At 66.0% G+C, this 18,927-nt stretch carries 18 protein-coding genes and 1 tRNA gene; 9 read left to right on the forward strand and 10 right to left on the reverse strand.

The genetic code is table 11. The features are described from left to right. Positions 1-17: 17 nt before the first annotated feature. The 3 genes from AC3D24_RS14895 to AC3D24_RS14905 all read left to right on the forward strand — a co-directional run bounded on the left by AC3D24_RS14895 (position 18) and on the right by AC3D24_RS14905 (position 5,703). The gene (locus AC3D24_RS14895; protein ID WP_489031814.1) at positions 18-1,925 is read left to right on the forward strand and encodes a CocE/NonD family hydrolase; all 1,908 of its coding nucleotides are present in this window, start codon (positions 18-20) and stop codon (positions 1,923-1,925) included. A gap of 135 nt (positions 1,926-2,060) precedes the next feature. Beyond that, positions 2,061-4,571 (forward strand): DegT/DnrJ/EryC1/StrS family aminotransferase, encoded by a 2,511-nt coding sequence (locus AC3D24_RS14900; RefSeq protein ID WP_489031815.1) that lies wholly within the window; start codon positions 2,061-2,063, stop codon positions 4,569-4,571. 40 nt (positions 4,572-4,611) lie between these two features. Next, on the forward strand, positions 4,612-5,703 hold the full coding sequence (locus AC3D24_RS14905; RefSeq protein ID WP_489031817.1) for a glycosyltransferase family 2 protein: 1,092 nt from the start codon (positions 4,612-4,614) through the stop codon (positions 5,701-5,703). 202 nt (positions 5,704-5,905) lie between these two features. Here the strand turns inward: AC3D24_RS14905 and AC3D24_RS14910 are convergent, their stop codons facing one another. Continuing rightward, positions 5,906-6,607: a murein L,D-transpeptidase catalytic domain family protein gene (locus AC3D24_RS14910; RefSeq protein ID WP_489031818.1), complete on the reverse strand. Its 702-nt coding sequence runs from the start codon at positions 6,605-6,607 to the stop codon at positions 5,906-5,908. Positions 6,608-6,818: 211 nt separating this feature from the next. Between AC3D24_RS14910 and AC3D24_RS14915 the strand changes: the two genes are divergently transcribed. Further along, positions 6,819-7,424: a L,D-transpeptidase family protein gene (locus AC3D24_RS14915; protein ID WP_489031820.1), complete on the forward strand. Its 606-nt coding sequence runs from the start codon at positions 6,819-6,821 to the stop codon at positions 7,422-7,424. 89 nt (positions 7,425-7,513) lie between these two features. Here AC3D24_RS14915 and AC3D24_RS14920 read toward each other — a convergent pair whose 3' ends face one another. Both AC3D24_RS14920 and ykgO read right to left on the reverse strand, forming a co-directional pair. Then, entirely contained in the window at positions 7,514-8,128 is a 615-nt protein-coding gene (locus tag AC3D24_RS14920) for an HAD family hydrolase (RefSeq protein ID WP_489033171.1), read from the reverse strand. Between the two features lie 4 nt (positions 8,129-8,132). Continuing rightward, positions 8,133-8,258 (reverse strand): type B 50S ribosomal protein L36, encoded by a 126-nt coding sequence (ykgO, locus tag AC3D24_RS14925; RefSeq protein WP_003046794.1) that lies wholly within the window; start codon positions 8,256-8,258, stop codon positions 8,133-8,135. Between the two features lie 157 nt (positions 8,259-8,415). Between ykgO and AC3D24_RS14930 the strand changes: the two genes are divergently transcribed. The 5 genes from AC3D24_RS14930 (at position 8,416) to AC3D24_RS14950 (ending at position 12,764) form a co-directional block, all read left to right on the forward strand. Further along, positions 8,416-9,030 carry a DUF4136 domain-containing protein gene (locus tag AC3D24_RS14930; RefSeq protein ID WP_489031821.1) on the forward strand — a complete coding sequence of 205 codons (615 nt, stop codon included), beginning with the start codon at positions 8,416-8,418 and terminating at the stop codon, positions 9,028-9,030. Between the two features lie 11 nt (positions 9,031-9,041). Beyond that, on the forward strand, positions 9,042-10,163 hold the full coding sequence (locus AC3D24_RS14935) for a M14 family metallopeptidase (RefSeq protein WP_489031822.1): 1,122 nt from the start codon (positions 9,042-9,044) through the stop codon (positions 10,161-10,163). 123 nt (positions 10,164-10,286) lie between these two features. Then, positions 10,287-10,973 carry a 2,3-diphosphoglycerate-dependent phosphoglycerate mutase gene (gene gpmA, locus AC3D24_RS14940; RefSeq protein ID WP_489031824.1) on the forward strand — a complete coding sequence of 229 codons (687 nt, stop codon included), beginning with the start codon at positions 10,287-10,289 and terminating at the stop codon, positions 10,971-10,973. 242 nt (positions 10,974-11,215) lie between these two features. Continuing rightward, positions 11,216-11,671, forward strand: coding sequence for a 5-(carboxyamino)imidazole ribonucleotide mutase (gene purE, locus AC3D24_RS14945; RefSeq protein ID WP_489033172.1), 456 nt, complete (start codon positions 11,216-11,218; stop codon positions 11,669-11,671). Positions 11,672-11,696: 25 nt separating this feature from the next. After that, the gene (locus AC3D24_RS14950; protein ID WP_489031825.1) at positions 11,697-12,764 is read left to right on the forward strand and encodes a 5-(carboxyamino)imidazole ribonucleotide synthase; all 1,068 of its coding nucleotides are present in this window, start codon (positions 11,697-11,699) and stop codon (positions 12,762-12,764) included. Positions 12,765-12,923: 159 nt separating this feature from the next. On the opposite strand, the gene AC3D24_RS14955 is transcribed toward AC3D24_RS14950, so the two are convergent. From AC3D24_RS14955 to AC3D24_RS14985, 7 genes are all read right to left on the reverse strand, one after another. After that, positions 12,924-12,999, reverse strand: a tRNA-Phe gene (locus AC3D24_RS14955). A 53-nt stretch (positions 13,000-13,052) separates the two neighbouring features. Further along, a complete protein-coding gene (locus tag AC3D24_RS14960) occupies positions 13,053-13,226 on the reverse strand; it encodes a DNA gyrase inhibitor YacG (protein ID WP_082441491.1) in 174 nt (57 codons plus the stop codon). Next, positions 13,223-14,185 (reverse strand): ribonuclease, encoded by a 963-nt coding sequence (locus tag AC3D24_RS14965; RefSeq protein WP_489031827.1) that lies wholly within the window; start codon positions 14,183-14,185, stop codon positions 13,223-13,225. Before AC3D24_RS14965 ends, AC3D24_RS14960 begins: the two co-directional genes overlap by 4 nt. Beyond that, positions 14,178-14,744, reverse strand: coding sequence for a Maf family protein (locus AC3D24_RS14970; RefSeq protein WP_489031828.1), 567 nt, complete (start codon positions 14,742-14,744; stop codon positions 14,178-14,180). Before AC3D24_RS14970 ends, AC3D24_RS14965 begins: the two co-directional genes overlap by 8 nt. 80 nt (positions 14,745-14,824) lie before the next feature. Then, the gene (infA, locus tag AC3D24_RS14975; RefSeq protein ID WP_031441079.1) at positions 14,825-15,043 is read right to left on the reverse strand and encodes a translation initiation factor IF-1; all 219 of its coding nucleotides are present in this window, start codon (positions 15,041-15,043) and stop codon (positions 14,825-14,827) included. 209 nt (positions 15,044-15,252) lie between these two features. Continuing rightward, a complete protein-coding gene (locus AC3D24_RS14980) occupies positions 15,253-16,758 on the reverse strand; it encodes a DNA methyltransferase (protein WP_489031830.1) in 1,506 nt (501 codons plus the stop codon). 69 nt (positions 16,759-16,827) lie between these two features. Beyond that, positions 16,828-18,633: an alpha/beta hydrolase family protein gene (locus tag AC3D24_RS14985; protein WP_489031832.1), complete on the reverse strand. Its 1,806-nt coding sequence runs from the start codon at positions 18,631-18,633 to the stop codon at positions 16,828-16,830. Positions 18,634-18,927 lie beyond the last annotated feature (294 nt).

Here is an 18,927-nt window from a genome sequence, read left to right on the forward strand (position 1 = left end):
AGGGAAGGAAGAAGAAGATGAATTCGATGCCTAGTCTGCTTGCCGCCTGCGCGATCGCCGCGCTCGCGACCACAACTCCTGCGACCGCGCAGAATTACGACGAACGCCCTGCCAAGATGGCGCCGCGCGACGTCGGCTACGACTATGTGCGCAAAGTCGTCGAGATCCCGATGCGCGACGGCGTCAAGCTGCATACTGTCATCATTGTGCCGAAGGGGGCGAAGGACGCCGGCATCCTGATGACGCGCACGCCCTATGATGCCGACGGCCAGACCAAGGTCGACAGCGGCACCTATGCAGGCATCCTCGAGCACGGCGATGGTGCTGGCGACGTGATCGCCGCGGCGGGCTATATCCGCGTGATCCAGGACGTCCGCGGCATGCACGCGTCGGAGGGCATCTACATGATGAACCCCGCGCGTGCCGGCACGGCCCAGAACCCGACCAAGACCGACGACTCCACCGACACCTACGACACGATCGACTGGCTGGTGAAGCACGTCCCCGAGTCGAACGGGCGCGTGGGGATCAGCGGGATCAGTTACGACGGCTTCCTGCCGCTGATGGCGCTGATCAATCCGCATCCGGCGCTCAAGGTGTCGGTGCCGATGAACCCGATGGTCGATGGCTGGCGCGGCGACGACTGGTTTCACAACGGTGCCTTCCGCGAAGGCATGATGCCGTACATCCTCGGCCAGGAAGCGACCAAGGATGCCGGTACGCCGTGGATCACCGACACCGCCGACGATTACGACTATTACCTCAAGGGCGGCTCGGCGGGGGCTATCGGCAAGGCGCAGGGGCTCGAACAACTCGGCTTCTGGCGCAAGATCACGCAGCATCCCGCCTACGATTCGTTCTGGTCGAGCCAGGCGATGGACACCGTGCTCGCCGGCCAGCCGTTGAAGGTGCCGACGCTGATCGTCGGTGGCCTGTGGGATCAGGAGGATATCTACGGCGCGCCTGCGGTCTACCGCGCGCTGGAGCCCAAGGACACGGCCAACGACATGGTCTATCTGTCGATGGGCCCCTGGTATCATGGCCAGGAGGTGCGCGACGGCAGTGCGCTGGGCGCGATCAAATGGGATGCCGACACCGCAAAATGGTGGCGCTGGCACGTCCTCGCGCCGTTCCTCGCGCATTACCTGAAGAGTGACCAGCCGGCGATGGACGTCGCGCCGGTGACGATGTTCCAGTCGGGCCGCAACGAGTGGCAGAAGCTCGACAAATGGCCGACCGCACAGACCGCGGGCACGCCGTTGTACCTCAAGCCCGGCGGCGCGCTCGGCTTCCAGGCGGCGGGCGGTGCCGCGACCACGGCGGACTATATCTCGGATCCGGCGGCCCCCGTCAGTTACCGGGTGCGCCCGACGCTGCCGACCTATGCGAGCGGATCGACCTGGAAACAGTGGCTGGTCGACGATCAGCGTGCGGTCTCGAGCCGTCCCGACGTGCTGACCTTCACCACGGAGGCGCTGACCAGCCCGACGACGATCGCCGGCGTGCCCGAGGTCAATCTTACCGCGGCGACCAGCGGCACCGACAGCGATTGGGTGGTGAAGCTGATCGACGTATATCCGGACGTGAACCCGGGCGAAAAGGCGATGGCGGGGTATCAGCTGTCGGTCGCGATGGATATTTTCCGCGGGCGCTACCGCGAGGATCTCGCCGTCGCCAAGCCGATCGCCGCGAACGTACCGCTCAAATACAAGTTCGCGCTGCCGACCACCAATCACGTGTTCCTGCCGGGGCACAAGATCATGGTGCAGGTGCAGTCGAGCTGGTTCCCGCTCTACGATCGCAATCCGCAGACCTTCGTCCCGAACATCTTCTTCGCAAGTCCAAAGGATTACGTGAAGGCAACGCAGAAAGTGACGGTCGCCGGGTCCGACGAAAGCTATATCAGCCTGCCATTGGTGCGCTGAATGTCCTGCATTACCTCGGGTGCGATCCGGGGTAATGTAAGGAAAGAACTGTCCCGCTTATGGTGACGTTTGCTCGCGTAACTGGTTCTTAGGAGCGGTGGGTCATAACCTGTCGCACAACAGACCGGATCGCCGATGAAACGCCTCCCCCTGATCGCGCCCAACCCGCCCCGACTGAGCGAGCATCTCGACGCATTGCGGCGTGTCGAGGCGTCGGGCGTGTTCAGCAACAACGGCCCCGAGGTTCGCGCGTTCGAGGTCGGCGTGACCGATCGGCTGTTCGGCGGCCACGGCGCGAGCCTTGCGGTCGGCAACGCGACGCTCGGGCTGATGCTCGCGATCCGCCATGCCTCGGGCATGCGGACGGGCGGACTGGACCCCAAGCAGGGCACGCTCGCGCTGATGCCCGCGCTTACCTTCGCCGCGACCGCACAGGCGGCGGCATGGGCCGGGTTGACGCCGCTGGTCTGCGATATCGACCCCCATGACTGGGGCGCGTGCGCGTCGGAGGAGGAGCGGTTGCTCCAGCGTTACGGCGAGCGGATCGGCGTGGTCGTGCCCTATGCGACGTTCGGCAACGCGATCGACCTCGACCGCTACGTCCATTTCCAGCGGCGCTACGGCGTCGGCGTGGTGGTCGATGCGGCGTCGTCGCTCGGGACGCTCGACGATGCGGGGCTCGGCTTCGGCGCGCGCGCGCCGTTCGCGGTGGTCCATTCGATGCACGCGACCAAGACGTTCGCGGTGGGCGAGGGCGGGCTGATCCACAGCGGCGACGTCGACCTGATCGCGACCTTGCGCTCGATGGGCAATTTTGGGTTCGAGGGCAGCCGCAATGCGACGCTGCCGGGGATCAACGCCAAGCTGCCCGAGATCACCGCGATCATCGCGCAGGCAAAGCTCGCCGAGATCGACGCGATCGCCGATCATCGTACCGTGCTCGAGGACGCCTATCGCGACACGCTCGATACGTTCCAGTTCCAGGCGGTATCGGGCCGGCGTCGCGCGATGCAGTTCATGCCGGTGCTGCTCCCCGAGCATATCGCGCATCACCGCGACGCGATCGTCGAGAGCATCGAGGCGGACGGGATCGGCTGTGGGCGGTATTTCAGCCCGCATCTCGGCGAACAGCCCTGGTTCCAGGCGACCGCGATGATCGAGCCGACCCCGGTCGCCGACAAGATCGCCGGACGGATGCTGTCGCTGCCGATCACCGATGCGATGGCGGTCGAGGACGCGCGACGTGCGGCGCAGGCGCTGGCAACGGCGTGCGCGGCGATCGTCCGGCCGCGCGATCGGCGGGTGTCGGCGCGGGGGACCGGTGGCATGATCGCGTCGGTCATCGTGATCGGCGGCGGGCCGGCGGGGACCGCGATGCTGACCTCGGCGACCAAGCGCGGGCTGCTGCCCGATTTCGCCGCATCAGGGCTGATGGTGATCGAGCGCGGCAATGCGATCGGTGGCGGGCGTCTCGGTCGATACGCGATCACATCCGATTCGACGGCTCAGACGTTCCTCACCGCAGTGCGCGACAATATCCATCCCGAGCTGGCCCGGTTGGTCGATCATCCCGCCGGGCGTGCCGTCGCGGCGCATGCGGATGCGCTGGGCGTGCCGCTGACCGAGGTCGGGCCGCTGTTGCGCGCGACCGGCGATCGGTTGGCGGATATCGTCCGCGGCAATGGCGGCACGGTGCTGACCGGGCACGAGGCGCTGGGCGCGAAACGCGTCGGTGATGGCCTGTGGAGCGTACAGCTTCGTCGACTGGCCGACGGGCATATTTTTGATCAACTCGCGCGCAACGTCGTGGTCGCCACCGGCGGTCATCAGCCGCTCGACCGGCTGGCGCTGCAGCGCGTCGCCGGGGGCAGCCTGGTCGAAATGGCGAGCGGACGGCTGCTCCAGTCGGACGACGTGCTGACGGTCGGTGGGTTCGAGAAGGTCGCCGATATCCTGACCGGCAAGCGCAATCCCAGGATCGCGGTGATCGGCGGATCGACCAGCGCGCTGACCACGGTCGCGCTGCTGCTCAAGAGCCGCCCGGCACTGCCGCTCGGGGCAGGCGCGATCACGCTGCTCCACCGCCGACCGCTGCGCCCTTTCTATCATTCGGTCGAGGCGGCGCATGCCGAGGGCTTCACCGATTTCGGCGCCGACGACATCTGTCCGGTCTCGGGGTTCGTCTACCGCCTCGCCGGATTTCGTCTCGAAGCGCGCGACCTGGTGTTGCGGATGCTCGGCATCGACGGCCGCGCGCCCGATCCACGCGTCGCGCTGCACCGGATTGCGGGCGACGACGACGCTGCGGCGCGCGCGGTTATCGAGGACGCCGACCTTGTCGTCGCAGCGCTTGGCTATCGACCGATCGCGATGCCGATCGCCGACCGCGACGGCACGCAGATCCCGCTCGCCGCGCATGTGGGCAAGCCGATGGTCGATCGCCACTGCCGGATCGTCGATGCCGACGGCGTGCCGATCGCGGGGCTCTATGGACTAGGCCTTGCCGCCGGTTTCGTGCCTTGGGGTCCGCTCGGCGGCGAATGTAGTTTTACGGGGCAGGCCAATGGGTTATGGCTGTGGCAGAATGACGTGGGGCTGATGATCGTCGACCAGGTGATGGCATCGAAGGCAATGGCGGCAGCGTGAGTTCGACGGGAATGCAGACGACATCCGGCAGGGTCCGCTCGTGAGCACGACGATGGATGCGCCAGCGATCAGCGTGGTGATGGCGGCCTATAATGGTGCCGCCTTGATCGAGGAGACGCTCGCCAGCCTGCAGGCCCAGACGTTCGGCGATTTCGAGGTGATCGTGGTCGACGATTGCTCGACCGACGACACGCGCGACGTGGTGCGCGCCTGGCCCGATCCGCGCGTGCGGCTGGTCACGATGGACCGCAACGGCGGCCCGGTGCTCGCGCGCAACCGCGGCTTCGGCGAGGCGCGCGGCCGCTATATCGCCGCGCTCGACCATGACGATATCTGTCGCCCCGATCGCTTCGCGCGGCAATATGCGTATCTCGAGGCGCATCCGGATACCGTCCTGCTGGGTACCGCAGCCGAGCTACTGGTCGAGGGAAACGTCGGTCCGTCGAGTTATTCGCCGACGACCACGCCCGCGCTGGTCGCGTGGCTGACCTGTATCGAGAATCCGCTGGTCTGGTCGTCGACGATGATGCGGACCGAGATCGCGCGGCGGCTCGATCCGGTGACGCGGCCCGAACTGCTGTATGCCGAGGATTTCGATCTGTATCAGCGGATCCAGCATTTCGGCGCGATCGCGCGGCTCGACGAGGCGCTGGTGCTGTACCGGGTCCATCCCGGCGGCGTCTCGAAGCGGTTCGTCGATATCATGGAGGCGGCATCGGTCCGCGTCCTGGCCGAGCGCTATGCGCAATTGTTCGACGACCGCGCCGACACGGTCGCGCGGTTGGTCGTGATGCACAGCATGGCCAAGCGACCGGTGCCCGATCGCGCCGCGCTGGCGACGCTGGGAAGTGCGCTGAGCGTGATCCAGGCCGACTTCCTGGCGAGGCACGACTGCTCGGCGCACGACATCCGCCTGATCCGCTGGGAGACCGCGCGGCGTTGGGGCGACATCGGCCGCGCCGGCCTGCGCGCGGGCACCGTGCGGCTGGCGGATGTGCTGGCGGTACGGCCCGATCATCTCGGGCTGGGGTATGCCGGGCTCGAAGCGCTGCTGTGGTCGGGGATCGTCGGCGGCGTGCGACGGGCGCGCCGGCGAATGGAGCAAAGTCGAATGGCGCAGACTGCGGGGTAGTCTGAGGAATGGCGGTGGACGTCATCCCGAAAGACCCGTGACGCCAACTCCTGCCTTACCCCAGGCCTCGCCTTACCCAGACCCATGCCCGTTACCCCAGCGGAAGCTGGGGTATCTTACGAGGCGGGTGACGCGTGCCGAACCGGGATATCCCAGCTTCCGCTGGGATGACGATAATATCCCGAATGACGTCTTAGAGGCTTCAGACCTTCGCCGCGTAGATCATCCGGCCGGCGCCAAGCCGTGCGAACACCTGGTCCAGATCACGCTCGCCGACCGCGAAGCAGCCCTGGCTGCGGCCGAGCATGCCGTGGCTCTCGATCATGTCCTTGTTCGCGTACCAAGCCGAATGCACGACGATTGCACGATCGAGCGCATTGTCGTTGGTCGGATCGAGCCCGATCAGCCGCTGCGAGCGGCCATGCTTGCCGACGTAATAATCGTCGGTGACGAACGCGCCCTCCGACGAGGCGTTCGAGCCGAAGCGGTTCGAGAAGCGCTCCAGATAGCCGGTATGCGCTGGATCCGAGCCGCTGCCGTGCGCGACCAGCAACGACGTGCTGCGTCCGCTGGCGAGATCGACGAAGTGGAAGCGCGGCTTGCCCGAGGGTGCCGCAAAATCGGCGATCGCGATCCGGTCATGATGCTGGATGCGGCTGCCATGGCGGCTGAGCGATGCCATCGCCTGCCGCAGCAGATCCGGTCGCACCACGCGCGGGGAGGTGACCGCGACCGTGCTGCGCGGCAGCGGTGGCTGTGTCATCGGCTTCAGGTCCTGCGCGGTCAGCGCACGCCCCAGCCGTGGTGTTGCGGATACGGCGCATGGCACCGCAAGTGCCCCCGCCAAAACAAGTCCGTTCTTCAGCAGCGCGCGTCGTTCGCGCACAAGACCTTCGTCGTGCATCGATTTTCCCGAAATTGCCCCAGTTCCCGTAGACAGGGATATAGCCGATTTCCGGTGAACAATCTGCAACCATTTCCACTGGTTGTGGGTCCGTTCCCTCCAGCCACCCCGATCTAGGGCCGGTTCGTCGACTCCGATCACCAATGGCACGATCGAGAGAATCGTGCGTTCTGTCGGCCAAGGGGATCGAGACGACGGAAGGACGATCGGCATGGCAAGATCGGTAATTGGATTCGGCATCGCCCTCGCGCTGTTCGCTGGCGCGTGTCCGGCACTTGCCGCGTCGGGTGCCGGATCGGGCGTAGACAGCATTGCCTTGCCGATCGAGGAAGCCGCCACCGAACTCTCGCCGAACCAGTTCGTCTGGAAGGACAGCGGCACCGGTGAGGCCTTGAGCATCGTCATCAGCCTGTCGACGCAACGTGCATTCGTCTATCGCGGATCAACGATGATCGCCGCGTCGACGATTTCATCGGGCAAGGATGGCAAGGATACGCCGCTCGGCACGTATCCGATCCTGCAGAAGAACGCGGTCCATAAATCGAACCTGTATAACGATGCGTCGATGCCGTTCATGCAGCGGCTGACCTGGGACGGGATCGCGATCCATGCGGGGCGAAATCCGGGCTTCCCCGATTCGCATGGCTGTATCCGCGTGCCGCTCGGCTTTGCCAAGCAGCTGTTCGGGGTGACGACGCTGGGAACGACGGTTACGGTGACGGAGGATTTCGAGGGTGGGGTAGTGCCCGAGCCGCCGGTTGCCGATCAGGAGACCGCGATCGCCAACCTGCGCCAGTCGGTCTCGCTGGAGCAGTGATCCGGCGATAGGCGAGGGCGGCGCTCCCTTCCTTGTTCTCCCGCGAAGGCTGGAGCCCAAACTGGGTCCCCGCCTTCGCGGGAAACACTCTACGCCGCGATCGGGAGCCCCAGCTCGACCAACCGCGCGCGAAAATCGGCCGCATCGGTGAATAACACCGATTCGATTCCCAACGCCCGCGCCCCCGCCACGTTCGCCGCATTATCGTCGATGAACACCGCCTCCTCCGCCGCCAACCCGAATCGGTCGAGCGCCAGGCGATAGATCGCGGCATCCGGCTTCACCATCTTCTCCTCGCCCGACACGACCACGTCGCGGAACCGGTCGAACAGATGCGCTTCACGCGCACGGAAGGGTGGCCAGAACTCGTGGCTGAAGTTCGTGATCGCGAACAGCGGTACGCCAGCATCGTCCAGCTCGGCGACGATCTCGTGCATCTCCGCGATACCCGCGCCGATGCTCTCGTTGAATCGCGGCCCCCAGGCAGCGATCAGCGCGGCATGCTGCGGATACAGCGCGGCCAACTCCGCCGAGGTGTCGGCGAAGTCGCGGCCAGCATCGTGCTGGAAGTGCCAGTCCATCGTCACGACGTCGCGCAGGAACGCGTCGAGCGCCCGATCGTCGTCGATCAGGCGCTCGTACAGGATCCTGGGATCCCAGTCGTAAAGAACACGACCGACGTCAAAAATGACGGCGGTAACCAGGGGTTTAGCCCTGGCGTGCCTTGAAGCGACGGTTGGTCTTGTTGATGACGTAGGTACGGCCACGACGACGGATCACGCGGTTATCGCGGTGACGATCCTTGAGCGACTTCAGGGAATTGCGGATCTTCATGATCGATTCGCTTCTTTTCAAATCTAGGTGTGCGGAAAGACGGGATCGCCTAATGGCGGGGTGTGTCCAAGTCAAGCAACGGACACGCTCCTACCATCCGGGAACCCACTCGGCTGGTCGGAGCGTTACTATAGCGCAACATTCTAAGGAAGTCCCGATGGCGGTTCGTTCGATCCTGGTTCTGGCGCTGGCAGGCGCATCCCTCACCGCGTGCGCGACCGGCCCGTCGCTGCCGCCCACGGAAGTGCTGCGCTATCATCTCGGCGAGCCGATCGACCGCGGCACCATCGCCGTGCAACCGCTCACCGGCGGCGGCCCCGCCAGCCTCGAATTCAAGACCTACGCCGCCGCCGTACAGGGCGAGTTGCTCAAGGCCGGGTACAGCGTGCCGATGGCAGGCGCGAAGCCGCTGCTCGTCGCGACGGTCGGCTTCACCCGCACCACGCAGGCAGGCCCGCCCAAGCGATCGCCGATCAGTATCGGCCTCGGCGGTGGCGGCTTCAGCGGCGGTCGTGGCGGTGGCGGCGTCGGTCTTGGCGGCGGGGTGGGCTTCCCGATCGGCGGCGGCGGCAGCACCGCGATCCTCGTCTCCGAGCTGTCGGTGACGATCAAGCGCACAGCCGACCAGTCGCCCGTCTGGGAAGGCCGTGCGCAGTCGTTCGCCGACGCCCGCAAGGAAGATGCCCGGACCGATATCCAGGCCGACAAGCTCGCGCGCGCATTGTTCATGGGGTTCCCCGGCGAGTCCGGTCGCACTATTCAGGTGAAATGAACGCGCAAACCATGAGCCCCGTCACCGTCAACGCAGCCTTCGATGGCGGCAACATCCGTGTTGTCGCCATCGAGGGAGACCGAATCGACCTGGAGATCGTCACCGATTTCCAGTCCGATTTCTTCCAGTGGTTCTACTTCCGCGTGGCGGGGGCGGCTGGCCGCACCTTGACCTACCGCATCATCAATGCGGGCAAGTCGGCCTATCCGTTCGGCTGGCCGGGCTACAAGACGCGAGCCAGCACTGATCGCCAGGCGTGGCGGATGATCGAGACGCGCTACGCCGACGGCGTGCTCGAATTCGAGTTCACCGCGGACACCGATCTCGCCTGGTTCGCCTATTTCGCGCCGTACACGATGGAAATGCACGAGGCTCTGGTGGCGCGCACCGCGTTGCTGCCGGGTGTCGCGCACCGCGAACTCGGCCAGTCGCTCGACGGTCAGGCGATCGACTGCTTCACGATCGGCTCGGGACCGAAGCAGGTCTGGATCTACGGTCGCCAGCATCCCGGCGAATCGATGACCGAATGGTGGATGGAAGGTGCGCTCGAGCGGCTGACCGATTCGGCCGACCCGATCACCGCCGCGCTGCTGGCGAAGGCGACCTTCAACGTCGTCCCCAACATGAACCCGGACGGCACGCGCCGCGGTCATCTGCGCACCAACGCGGTGGGCGTGAACCTCAACCGCGAATGGCACACGCCGACACCCGAGAAGAGCCCGGAGGTCCTGTGCGTCCGCAACGCGATGGACCTGACCGGCGTCGACGTCGCGATGGACATCCACGGCGACGAGGCGATTCCCGCGAACTTCATCGCCGGTTTCGAAGGTATCTCCTCCTGGACCGACGCGCACGGCGAGAAATTCTACGAATACGGCCGGCGGCTCGCGGCGCACACGCCCGATTTCCAGACCGAGAAGGGCTATCCCAAGTCCGCACCGGGCACGGCCAACCTGTCGATGTCGACCAACCAGCTCGCCGAGCGCTTCGGCGCGGTGTCGATGACGCTGGAGATGCCGTTCAAGGATCACGACGCCAATGCCGATCCGGAATTCGGCTGGTCGCCCGAGCGGTCGAAACGGCTCGCGCATGCGATGCTCGAGACTCTCGCCGGCATGATCGACGAAATCTGACCTGATAACAATGGCTTGGCACGGTCTGGAGGCTTGGGTTCAAGCGCTGCGGACCGTGCGTTGGCCTAACCTTATCCTAACCTTTGAACCCTTCCGTTCAGTCCCGCCATCGCAGGAGCCCGAATGCCGACCCTAGTCCTGATCCGCCACGGCCAGTCCACCTGGAACCTCGAGAACCGCTTCACCGGCTGGTGGGACGTCGACATGACCGCCAAGGGCGAGGCCGAGGCCAAGGCCGCGGGCGAGCTGATGGCCGCCAAGGGCCTCGACTTCGACCAGACCTTCGTCAGCCTCCAAACGCGGGCGATCAAGACCCTCAACATCGCGCTCGAAGCGATGGGCCGCCTCTGGCTCCCGGTCGAGAAGGACTGGCGTCTCAACGAACGTCACTATGGCGGCCTCACCGGCCTCGACAAGGCCGAGACCGCGGCCAAGCACGGCGCCGAGCAGGTCCATATCTGGCGCCGCAGCTTCGACATCCCGCCCCCCGTGCTCGACGACGGCAGCGAGTTCGACCTGTCGAAGGACCGACGTTACGACGGCATCGCGATCCCCAGGACGGAGAGCCTCAAGGACACCATCGCCCGCGTGCTCCCGTACTGGGACGAGCGGATTGCCCCCGCGCTCAAGGACGGCCAGCGCATCCTGATCTCCGCCCACGGCAACTCGCTCCGCGCGCTGGTCAAGCACCTGTCGAACATCCCCGACGACGAGATCACGAGCCTGGAGATCCCGACCGGCCAGCCGATCGTCTACGAGCTGGATGCGGATCTGAACGCAACGGATCGCTACTACCTCAGCGAGCGCTGACACCCTCCGGGCAAGTGCTACCATCCCGGCGAAGGCCGGAGCCCAATTGGGAAACGTCGCTAACCGGTGGCGGCGCCCCGTTACTGCCACCTTTCCAATTGGGCCCTGGCCTGCGCCGGGGTGGTGTAGTTTTGCGTGGCAGGTACCACCCGACCACCAACAACGTTGCCCTAGCCCCCTACCGTCGCTAGGCACGGCGCTCCTTGAATCAGGGGGCGATCGTGGCTCTAGTCGGCATCATCATGGGCAGCACCTCCGATTGGGAGACGATGCGCCACGCCGCCGAGACGCTCGACGCGCTCGGCGTCGCCTACGAGACCAAGGTCGTCTCCGCGCATCGCACCCCGCAGCGCCTCTACGACTATGCGACCACCGCCGCCGATCGCGGCCTCAAGGTGGTGATCGCCGGCGCGGGTGGCGCGGCGCACCTCCCCGGCATGGCCGCATCGATGACGCACCTCCCGGTACTCGGCGTGCCCGTCGAATCGAAGGCGCTGAAGGGCATGGATAGCCTGCTCTCGATCGTCCAGATGCCCGGCGGCATCCCAGTCGGCACGCTCGCGATCGGCAAGCCCGGCGCCATCAATGCCGGGCTGCTGGCGGCTGCAATTCTCGCGACTTCGGATGACGCGCTCGCCACGCGCCTCAAAGCGTGGCGCGCCGCACAGACCGACGCCGTCGCCACCGACCCCACCTGACCCCATAGCCTAAGGACGCCGAGACATGACGCCGCTTCCCCCCGGATCGACCATCGGTATCCTCGGTGGAGGCCAGCTCGGCCGCATGCTCGCGACCGCCGCGGCGCAGCTCGGCTATCACACGCACGTCCTCGCCCCCGATCAGGAGAGCGTCGCCGCGCAGTCCGCCTCGACCATGACGCGCGCCGACTATCACAACCGCATCGTCCTCGCCGACTTCGCCGATGCCTGCGACGTCGTGACCTACGAGTTCGAGAACATCGACGTCGACCCGGTCGAATGGCTCGCAGACCGCGTCCCCGTCCACCCGAGCCCGCGCGCGCTCCGTGTCGCGCAGGAGCGGATCGGCGAAAAACGCTTCGTGGAGAGCGTCGGCGGCCGTCCGGCACCCTGGGCCGCGGTCGACAGCCTCGAAAGCCTGCAGGCGGGCCTGGAGGCGATCGGCACCCCCGCCATCCTGAAGACCGCGCGGTTCGGCTATGACGGCAAGGGGCAGGTCAAGATCGACACGCCGGCGGCAGCGCACGCCGCTTGGGACACGATCGGCGGCCCCGCGGTGCTCGAAGCCTTCGTACCGTTCGAGTATGAATTCTCGATCCTGATCGCCCGCGGCCTCGACGGCAGCATCGCCCGCTACGATTCGCCGTTGAACGTCCACCGCGACGCGATTCTACGCCACTCGACCGTCCCTGCACCCGCCGCCGTACTGGCACAGGCGGACGAAGCCGTTGCGTTGGCGCAGCGGATCGCAGCCGAACTCGACTATGTCGGCGTACTGGCCTGCGAGTTCTTCGTCGGTGCGGACGGCCCGGTCTTCAACGAGATGGCCCCCCGCGTGCACAATTCCGGCCACTGGACGATCGAAGGCGCCGAATGCTCGCAATTCGAAAACCACATTCGCGCGATCTGTGGCCTGCCGCTCGGCGCGACGACGCTGACGGGGCCTGAAGTGGCGATGGAGAACCTGATCGGCGCCGATGCGGACCGCTGGGCGGAGCTGCTGGCCGAACCCGGCGCGCATTTGCACCTGTACGGCAAAGGCACCGCGCGGCCGGGACGGAAAATGGGCCACGTCACGCGGATCCGCCGCTAACGCCGGTTCCGTTCTACACCCTCCATTCCGTTCGCCCTGAGCGAAGTCGAAGGGTGTGCCCCAGGCGAAGGTGCTTCGACTACGCTCAGCACGAACGGGTTGGGGGGCGATAAGCGCCTATGCGGATGGACCCGCATCTCAATCACAAGAAGAAGAAAATGGTGCCCGGAGACGGGGTCGAACCGCCGACACTGCGATTTTCAGTCGCATGCTCTACCAACTGAGCTATCCGGGCACGTCCGGTCTGGGACCGGAGAAGCGTCCGACCTTGCGATCGGAAGGGCGCGTTTAGTCGGGGTCTTCGGCGCTGTCCAGCCCCGTTTGCGAGATTGCGCGGCCGGGAATGCGATAGCCTTCGCCGAGCCACTGCAACAGGTCGCGGTCGCGGTGGCGGCTCGAGCAGAACGGCTTGTACTCGGCCACCGCAGGCTGGTCGCAGATCGGGCATTTGACGGTCGTCATCGGGCGCTCTCCAGTTCGTGGACGACGCCCGTACGGCGCGTGAGTTCCGCGAGCGAATCCGGGTGCGTCATCAGACGTGCATGGACGGCTGCGGGCAGGGTGTGACGGCGTGAGGCGGTCGGCGGAGTGCGTTCGAGCGTGCGGAGCGTCGCGCGGGTCGCTGCACCGACCGGATCGGCGCGGAGGATCTCGGGGATCGACGCGCGGGGCCTTGGCCGAACGATCTGGAGGAAGCCGAAGCCGTTCATCGCGGTCCGTTCGAAGGGTTGCGGCAATGATTCGTCGATCGCCGCGGCGACGGCGTTGCGCTGTGCCTTGCCGGCGAGGGTCGGGAAATCGATCCCGATCGAGCCACCGATGCCGTGTCGGCGAATCGCGCGCGCCACGACGTGCGCGGCAGCGATGGCGAGCGCATCCAGCGGCGGTGCCCCGTCGACGTCGAACAACGTCATAGCCGGCGTCGGCGACAGGCGGAGCGCGCCGAGCGGGAAGACGATCTCCCCACTCACAGCCTCGTCGAGAAGCTCGGACCAGCCCGCCGCCTCCAGCGCATCGGCTTCATGCGCGCGGGGGGTCAGGACGGGCAAGCCGGTCGCCACGAGGCGCTCGTACAGCGTCGGGGCGGGGCGGGGGGGTAGATCGGTCGGGACGGCCTTGGCAAGCTTCGCCCGGCCAGCTTCGGGGAGCGCCTCGCGGACTATCTCGACAGTGAGGCTGGCACCCTGCGTGATGCCGGGAGGCAGAAAGTTGATCAGCGCCTCGCCGCCGTCGAGCGTCACGCGGCCACGACGACCGGGAAGCAGTTCGACGAGCCGCGCGCGGGCGACCAGGCCGACCTTCAACGCGTTGCCGTCGTCGAGTTCGATCGCCGCTTCGAGAATCTGATCATTGTCTACCAGCGCGGCGCGCGCTTCGCCGATGCCAGCCTCATAAAGCCACTTGAGGCCGGTTTCAGGCAAGCGCGACGCCTGCAGTCTTCAACAACGCGCGCGTTTCGAACAGCGGCAGGCCGACCACACCCGAATGGCTGCCCGACAGGAAGCGGACGAACGCCTCCGCGCGACCCTGGATCGCGTAGCCGCCAGCCTTGCCGAGTCCCTCGCCGCACGCGAGATAATCGTCGATCTCGGCGGACGAGAGCGGCTTGAACGCGACGATCGTGTCGGCGATGCGGGTGCGCACCTTGCCGGTCGCGTCGATCACGCAGACCGCGGACAGGCAGTGATGGCGCCGGCCCGAAAGCTTGCCGAGCAGGTCGCGCTGGATAGCGAGCGTGTCGGCGGGCGGCAGGATACGGCTGCCGAGCGCAATCGTGGTGTCGCCGGCGAGTACGATCTCACCCTCGGCGCGCGCGACGGCGCTGGCCTTCTCGATGGCCAACCGGAGCGCGTAGGCGCGGGGCGGCTCCGCCTTGCGCGGGCTCTCGTCGATATCGGGGGATGCCACGCGCGACGGCACGACGCCAAGCCGCGCGAGCAGATCGCGGCGGCGGGGCGAGGAGGAGGCTAGGACCAGCACAGGTGCCTCGTCATGAAAAGCGGCGGGCGCAAGGCACCCGCCTCTTGATGAAAGCGGCAGGCGCCGGAGCGCCCACGGGCTTATTTGAAGCGGTAGGTGATGCGACCCTTGGTCAGATCGTACGGCGTCAGTTCGCACAGCACCTCGTCGCCGACCAGCACGCGGATGCGGTTCTTGCGCATCTTGCCGGCGGTGTGACCGAGAATCTCGTGGTCGTTTTCGAGCTGAACCCGGAACATCGCGTTGGGGAGCAATTCCACCACGCGGCCGCGCATCTCGAGCAGTTCTTCCTTGGCCAAATATAATCTCTGAATTGGGGGAATTTCGGGACGAGCGCCCTTACCGCAAGTTCGCGAAAAAGGAAAGCACGGCCGGAACGCAGTCACGAGCCCGATGCCCATGCCCGCTTGTGTGAATCGGATATCGGCGTTCCGTGTGGTGGAAACAAGGGCGATCCATCCCGGCATTCCGGCGGGGGCGGGGATGACGAGCTTGGGGCAGCCAGGAGTCACAGCAAGCTTGGCTGGTGCACGGTGGCCTCGCGTGCGGCACGGCGGAAGGCAGCGCGGTCGACGTTGGGGATGCGCGGTCGCTTGCCCTGGAACAGATCGGCCAGCGTCAGGATCTGGAGCTTGGGAAACGCCTCGTCGACGCCGGCGCGATAAATCCCGACCGCGGCGGCACGACGCTCCATCTCGCGCGTCGGCTTGGCGTTCATGATGAGGATGCCGATCGGCGCCTTCTCGCGCGCGATCGTCGCAGCAAGCGTCTCGACCATCGCGTTGTCCGGGTTGAGGCCGCCTTTCACAGACACGATCGCGCGGTGAGTCACCATCTTGCCCGACGCCTGATCATGATCGTTGAAGTAGATCAGCCCGTCGATCCCGCCGTCCGCACCCTTTTTCCTGCCGCCGAACGGGAGCGCGTCGACCATCGATACCGCCCACCACTGGAACTGGTATTTGTCGCGCAGCGCAAGATCACAGGCGGAGGCGAGGTCCTTCGGCGTGCCATCGACGGTGAAAGTGGCGGCGGGAAACGCATCCTTCATGCGCTTTTCGATCAGCGAAATGGCGAGGTGCGTGACGTCGATCCCGATCCAGGTTCGGCCGAGCTTCTGCGCGGCATGCACCGCTGTCCCGCACCCACAGAACGGGTCGAGCACGACGTCGCCTTCGTTCGACGACGCGGTGATGATCCGTTCGAGCAACGCCGACGGTTTCTGCGTAGGATAGCCCAGGCGTTCGCCGGACGAGGCGTTGATGATCGGGATATCCCACCAGTCGCCCAGCCTCACCCCGTCGGCGAGATAGATTCGATACGGCTCGGCATCCTTGCGCTTCTGCCAGCGGAACCAGCGTCCATCGTCGTCCTGACGATAGTGCGAATCCTTCTTTCCCGATGTCTCGCCATACGGAATGCGGATGTCGTTGAAGCGCCGCTGGTCGGTCTTGCCGTAGAACAACAGCGTGTCGTGGAGCCGCTGGAACCGGTTGCTGGCCGCGGTGTAGCGCCGATAGCACCAGATGATCTCGTTCGCGATCTGGCGCTTGCCGAAGATCGCGTCGAGCAGGAGCTTGAGGTAATGGCTCGCGGTCGGATCGCAGTGGAGATACAGGCTGCCAGTGACCTTGAGCACGCGGTGCAGTTCGAGCAGGCGGACCGCCATCATCGCCAGATACGCCATCATGTCGTTGTCGCCGAGGAACCCGCGCATCGCGTTGAGCAGGTCGAACGCCTTGGTGCTGCCGCTCCGCGCGACCTGGTCGAAGGCGTCCTCGGCGCTCTCGTTCCAATGCCAGGTATCCTCGAACGCCTCGATCTGCGCGTTCGAGGATTTGCCGTCGGGCTCCTTGAACAGGATGCCGTAATTGGCGTTCGAATTGAACGGCGGGTCGAGATAGATCAGGTCGACGCTCTCGTCGGCGATCTCCTTGCGGAGGACGGCAAGATTGTCGCCATAGAAGAGGTGATTCTCGGGGCGGTTGCGCATCGGTAGATGATGCAGGGCCACACTGGCATTCGTCCAAGCGAGATGGATCCACAGTCGGCGGGTTTCATCCGTTGCGGCGCAGATCCTGTCTTACGCCGGATTATACTTTGCCAGGAATGCACCCATCGCCTTCAGGAACTCCAGCCGGTCTTCCGCACGCGTGAAATGATGATCGCCGAGCGGCTGTTCGATGTATTCATAGGGCTTGCCCGCGTCCTTCAATGCGGCGGCCATCATCCGCGACTGCTTCACGGGGACGCGCCTGTCCTCCTTGCCGTGCAGGAGCAGGATCGGCATCGAGAACGACTGCGCGCCGAACCGCGGCGAGACGCTCCGATAGTCGGGCGCCTGCTTCTTCAGCCAGTCGCTGCGTGTCTTGCCGTACAGGAACTTGCCGTCATAGCGCTGCATCGCCTGCAGGTCCGACACGCCGGCATACGAGATCGCGCAGCGATACGGCGCCGCGTCGCCCGTGCCGTTGCGCTGCGCCGCACGCATTGCCGCATAGCCGCCATAGGACGCGCCGGCCATGCACACGCGCTTCGGATCGGCGATGCCCTCCTTCGCCAGATGCGTGATCGCATCATCGAGATCATCCTGCATCTTCAGGCCCCATTGCCCTTCGCCGAGCCTGGCGAACGCAGTCCCATAGCCGGACGAGCCACGGTAATTGGGCTGGACGACGGCATAGCCGGACTCGGCCAGATACTGTGTCCACCAGTCCCACTCTTCCGAATCACGCGCGAACGGACCGCCGTGCGGCAACACGATCAGCGGCAGGTTCCGAGCCGCATGTCCGCGTGGCAGCGTCAGCAACGCCTCGATCTCGACGCCGTCGCGCGCCGTGTAGCGGATCGTCGATACCGGCGAGAGCACGCGCGCCTTCAGCGCCTCGTTCTGCCATGCATAGCGCTGCATCGATCCGTTCGCGGTATCGTAGAAATACAGCGCGCCCGCCTGCGATGACGAACCGACCTCGATGAGGAACTTGGTCCGGGTGCGATCCCACGACACGATTCGCGCGTGGCGCTCGCCGACCGCCTTGTCGATCGATGCCTGGACCGCTTTCAGAACCGGGTTCAGCCAGACGATATGGCCGAAGCGGTCGGTCACGGTAATGCCGTCGATGTCGTCGCCCGCCGCGTTCTCGACCACGCCGTCGATGTCGTAGCGATCCGTGCCGTACAGCTTCTTGCCGAGCTTCAGGTCGGGCAGGGAAACCTCGTAGACTTCGTCGCGGCCGCCCGAATCGTCGGTCGCGATCGCGGTGCCGTCGGCACGGAAGGTGAGGGGCACGACGATGTCGCTCCTGCCGCCACGCGCGATGATCTTGAACGGGTCGTCGTTGGTGCCGCGGTACAGCAGCGCGGCCTTGCGCGTCTCGTCGTCGTAGCGATAGCCCATCCGCACGACACCGGCGCCGTCGGCATACCAGTCGAACACGTCGGCCTGGCTGCCCGCGACGGTTCTGGTCTTGCCGGTCGACAGATCGACTTCGGCGACCTGCGGATACCATTGGCTTTCGCTTTCGATTCCCGTCTGGCGCGAGAGCAGGATGCGCGGCGTGCCGTCACGCGCGGTCCACAGGACTTCGTCGGCGCGGACACCCGAATGCGTCCAGTCGATCCGGTTGACCTTGGTCATGTCGGCTTTGACGCCCAGGGTCCGCGTGACGTAGATGTCTTCGCCGTACAGCACGTCCTGCGAGCCGACGCCCACTGCGAGCCAGTCGTCGCCGACCCAGCGCCACCAGTTGATGTCGACGGTCGCTCCGGCTGACAATGCCCTGAGGTTCGCGCCATCGAACAGCGACGCGACGACCAGCACCTGCCGTCCGCCGACCGCCATCTTCGCGGCGATCCGCGTTCCGTCGGGCGAGAGCTTCGGCGTGTCCATGCCCGGCAGCCTCGCGAACGTTTCAACCGGGACGGGGCCAGCCGCCGAAATTGCCGCGGGAGGCTTGGGCCCGGAGGCTTGGGGCAGGACAGGCGCTTGGGTCTGGGCAGCGGCGAAGGCCGGCGTCAGGGCGCCGGCCAGCAAACAGGTACGCCATATACGCCACGCCATCGATACTCTCCCCCCGGCCATCCCCCGACGACCATCGAACCAAGAGTATCGTGTTCGGTTTTAGAGACAAGGGGGCGCGGCGGGGCGCGCGGGGCGGGGGCGCGCGCGGCGGGGGGCCGCTGC

The sequence above is a fragment of the Sphingomonas sp. SL1004 genome, assembly GCF_057815015.1.

Bases quoted from the DNA above. Each gene is read 5' to 3' on its own strand.
- AC3D24_RS14895 (WP_489031814.1), top strand. From the start codon at position 18: ATGAATTCGATGCCTAGTCTGCTTGCCGCCTGCGCGATCGCCGCGCTC.
- AC3D24_RS14900 (WP_489031815.1), top strand. From the start codon at position 2,061: ATGAAACGCCTCCCCCTGATCGCGCCCAACCCGCCCCGACTGAGCGAG.
- AC3D24_RS14910 (WP_489031818.1), bottom strand. From the start codon at position 6,607: ATGCACGACGAAGGTCTTGTGCGCGAACGACGCGCGCTGCTGAAGAAC.
- AC3D24_RS14915 (WP_489031820.1), top strand. From the start codon at position 6,819: ATGGCAAGATCGGTAATTGGATTCGGCATCGCCCTCGCGCTGTTCGCT.
- ykgO (WP_003046794.1), bottom strand. From the start codon at position 8,258: ATGAAGATCCGCAATTCCCTGAAGTCGCTCAAGGATCGTCACCGCGAT.
- AC3D24_RS14930 (WP_489031821.1), top strand. From the start codon at position 8,416: ATGGCGGTTCGTTCGATCCTGGTTCTGGCGCTGGCAGGCGCATCCCTC.
- AC3D24_RS14935 (WP_489031822.1), top strand. From the start codon at position 9,042: ATGAGCCCCGTCACCGTCAACGCAGCCTTCGATGGCGGCAACATCCGT.
- gpmA (WP_489031824.1), top strand. From the start codon at position 10,287: ATGCCGACCCTAGTCCTGATCCGCCACGGCCAGTCCACCTGGAACCTC.
- purE (WP_489033172.1), top strand. From the start codon at position 11,216: ATGGGCAGCACCTCCGATTGGGAGACGATGCGCCACGCCGCCGAGACG.
- AC3D24_RS14950 (WP_489031825.1), top strand. From the start codon at position 11,697: ATGACGCCGCTTCCCCCCGGATCGACCATCGGTATCCTCGGTGGAGGC.
- AC3D24_RS14960 (WP_082441491.1), bottom strand. From the start codon at position 13,226: ATGACGACCGTCAAATGCCCGATCTGCGACCAGCCTGCGGTGGCCGAG.
- AC3D24_RS14985 (WP_489031832.1), bottom strand. From the start codon at position 18,633: ATGGACACGCCGAAGCTCTCGCCCGACGGAACGCGGATCGCCGCGAAG.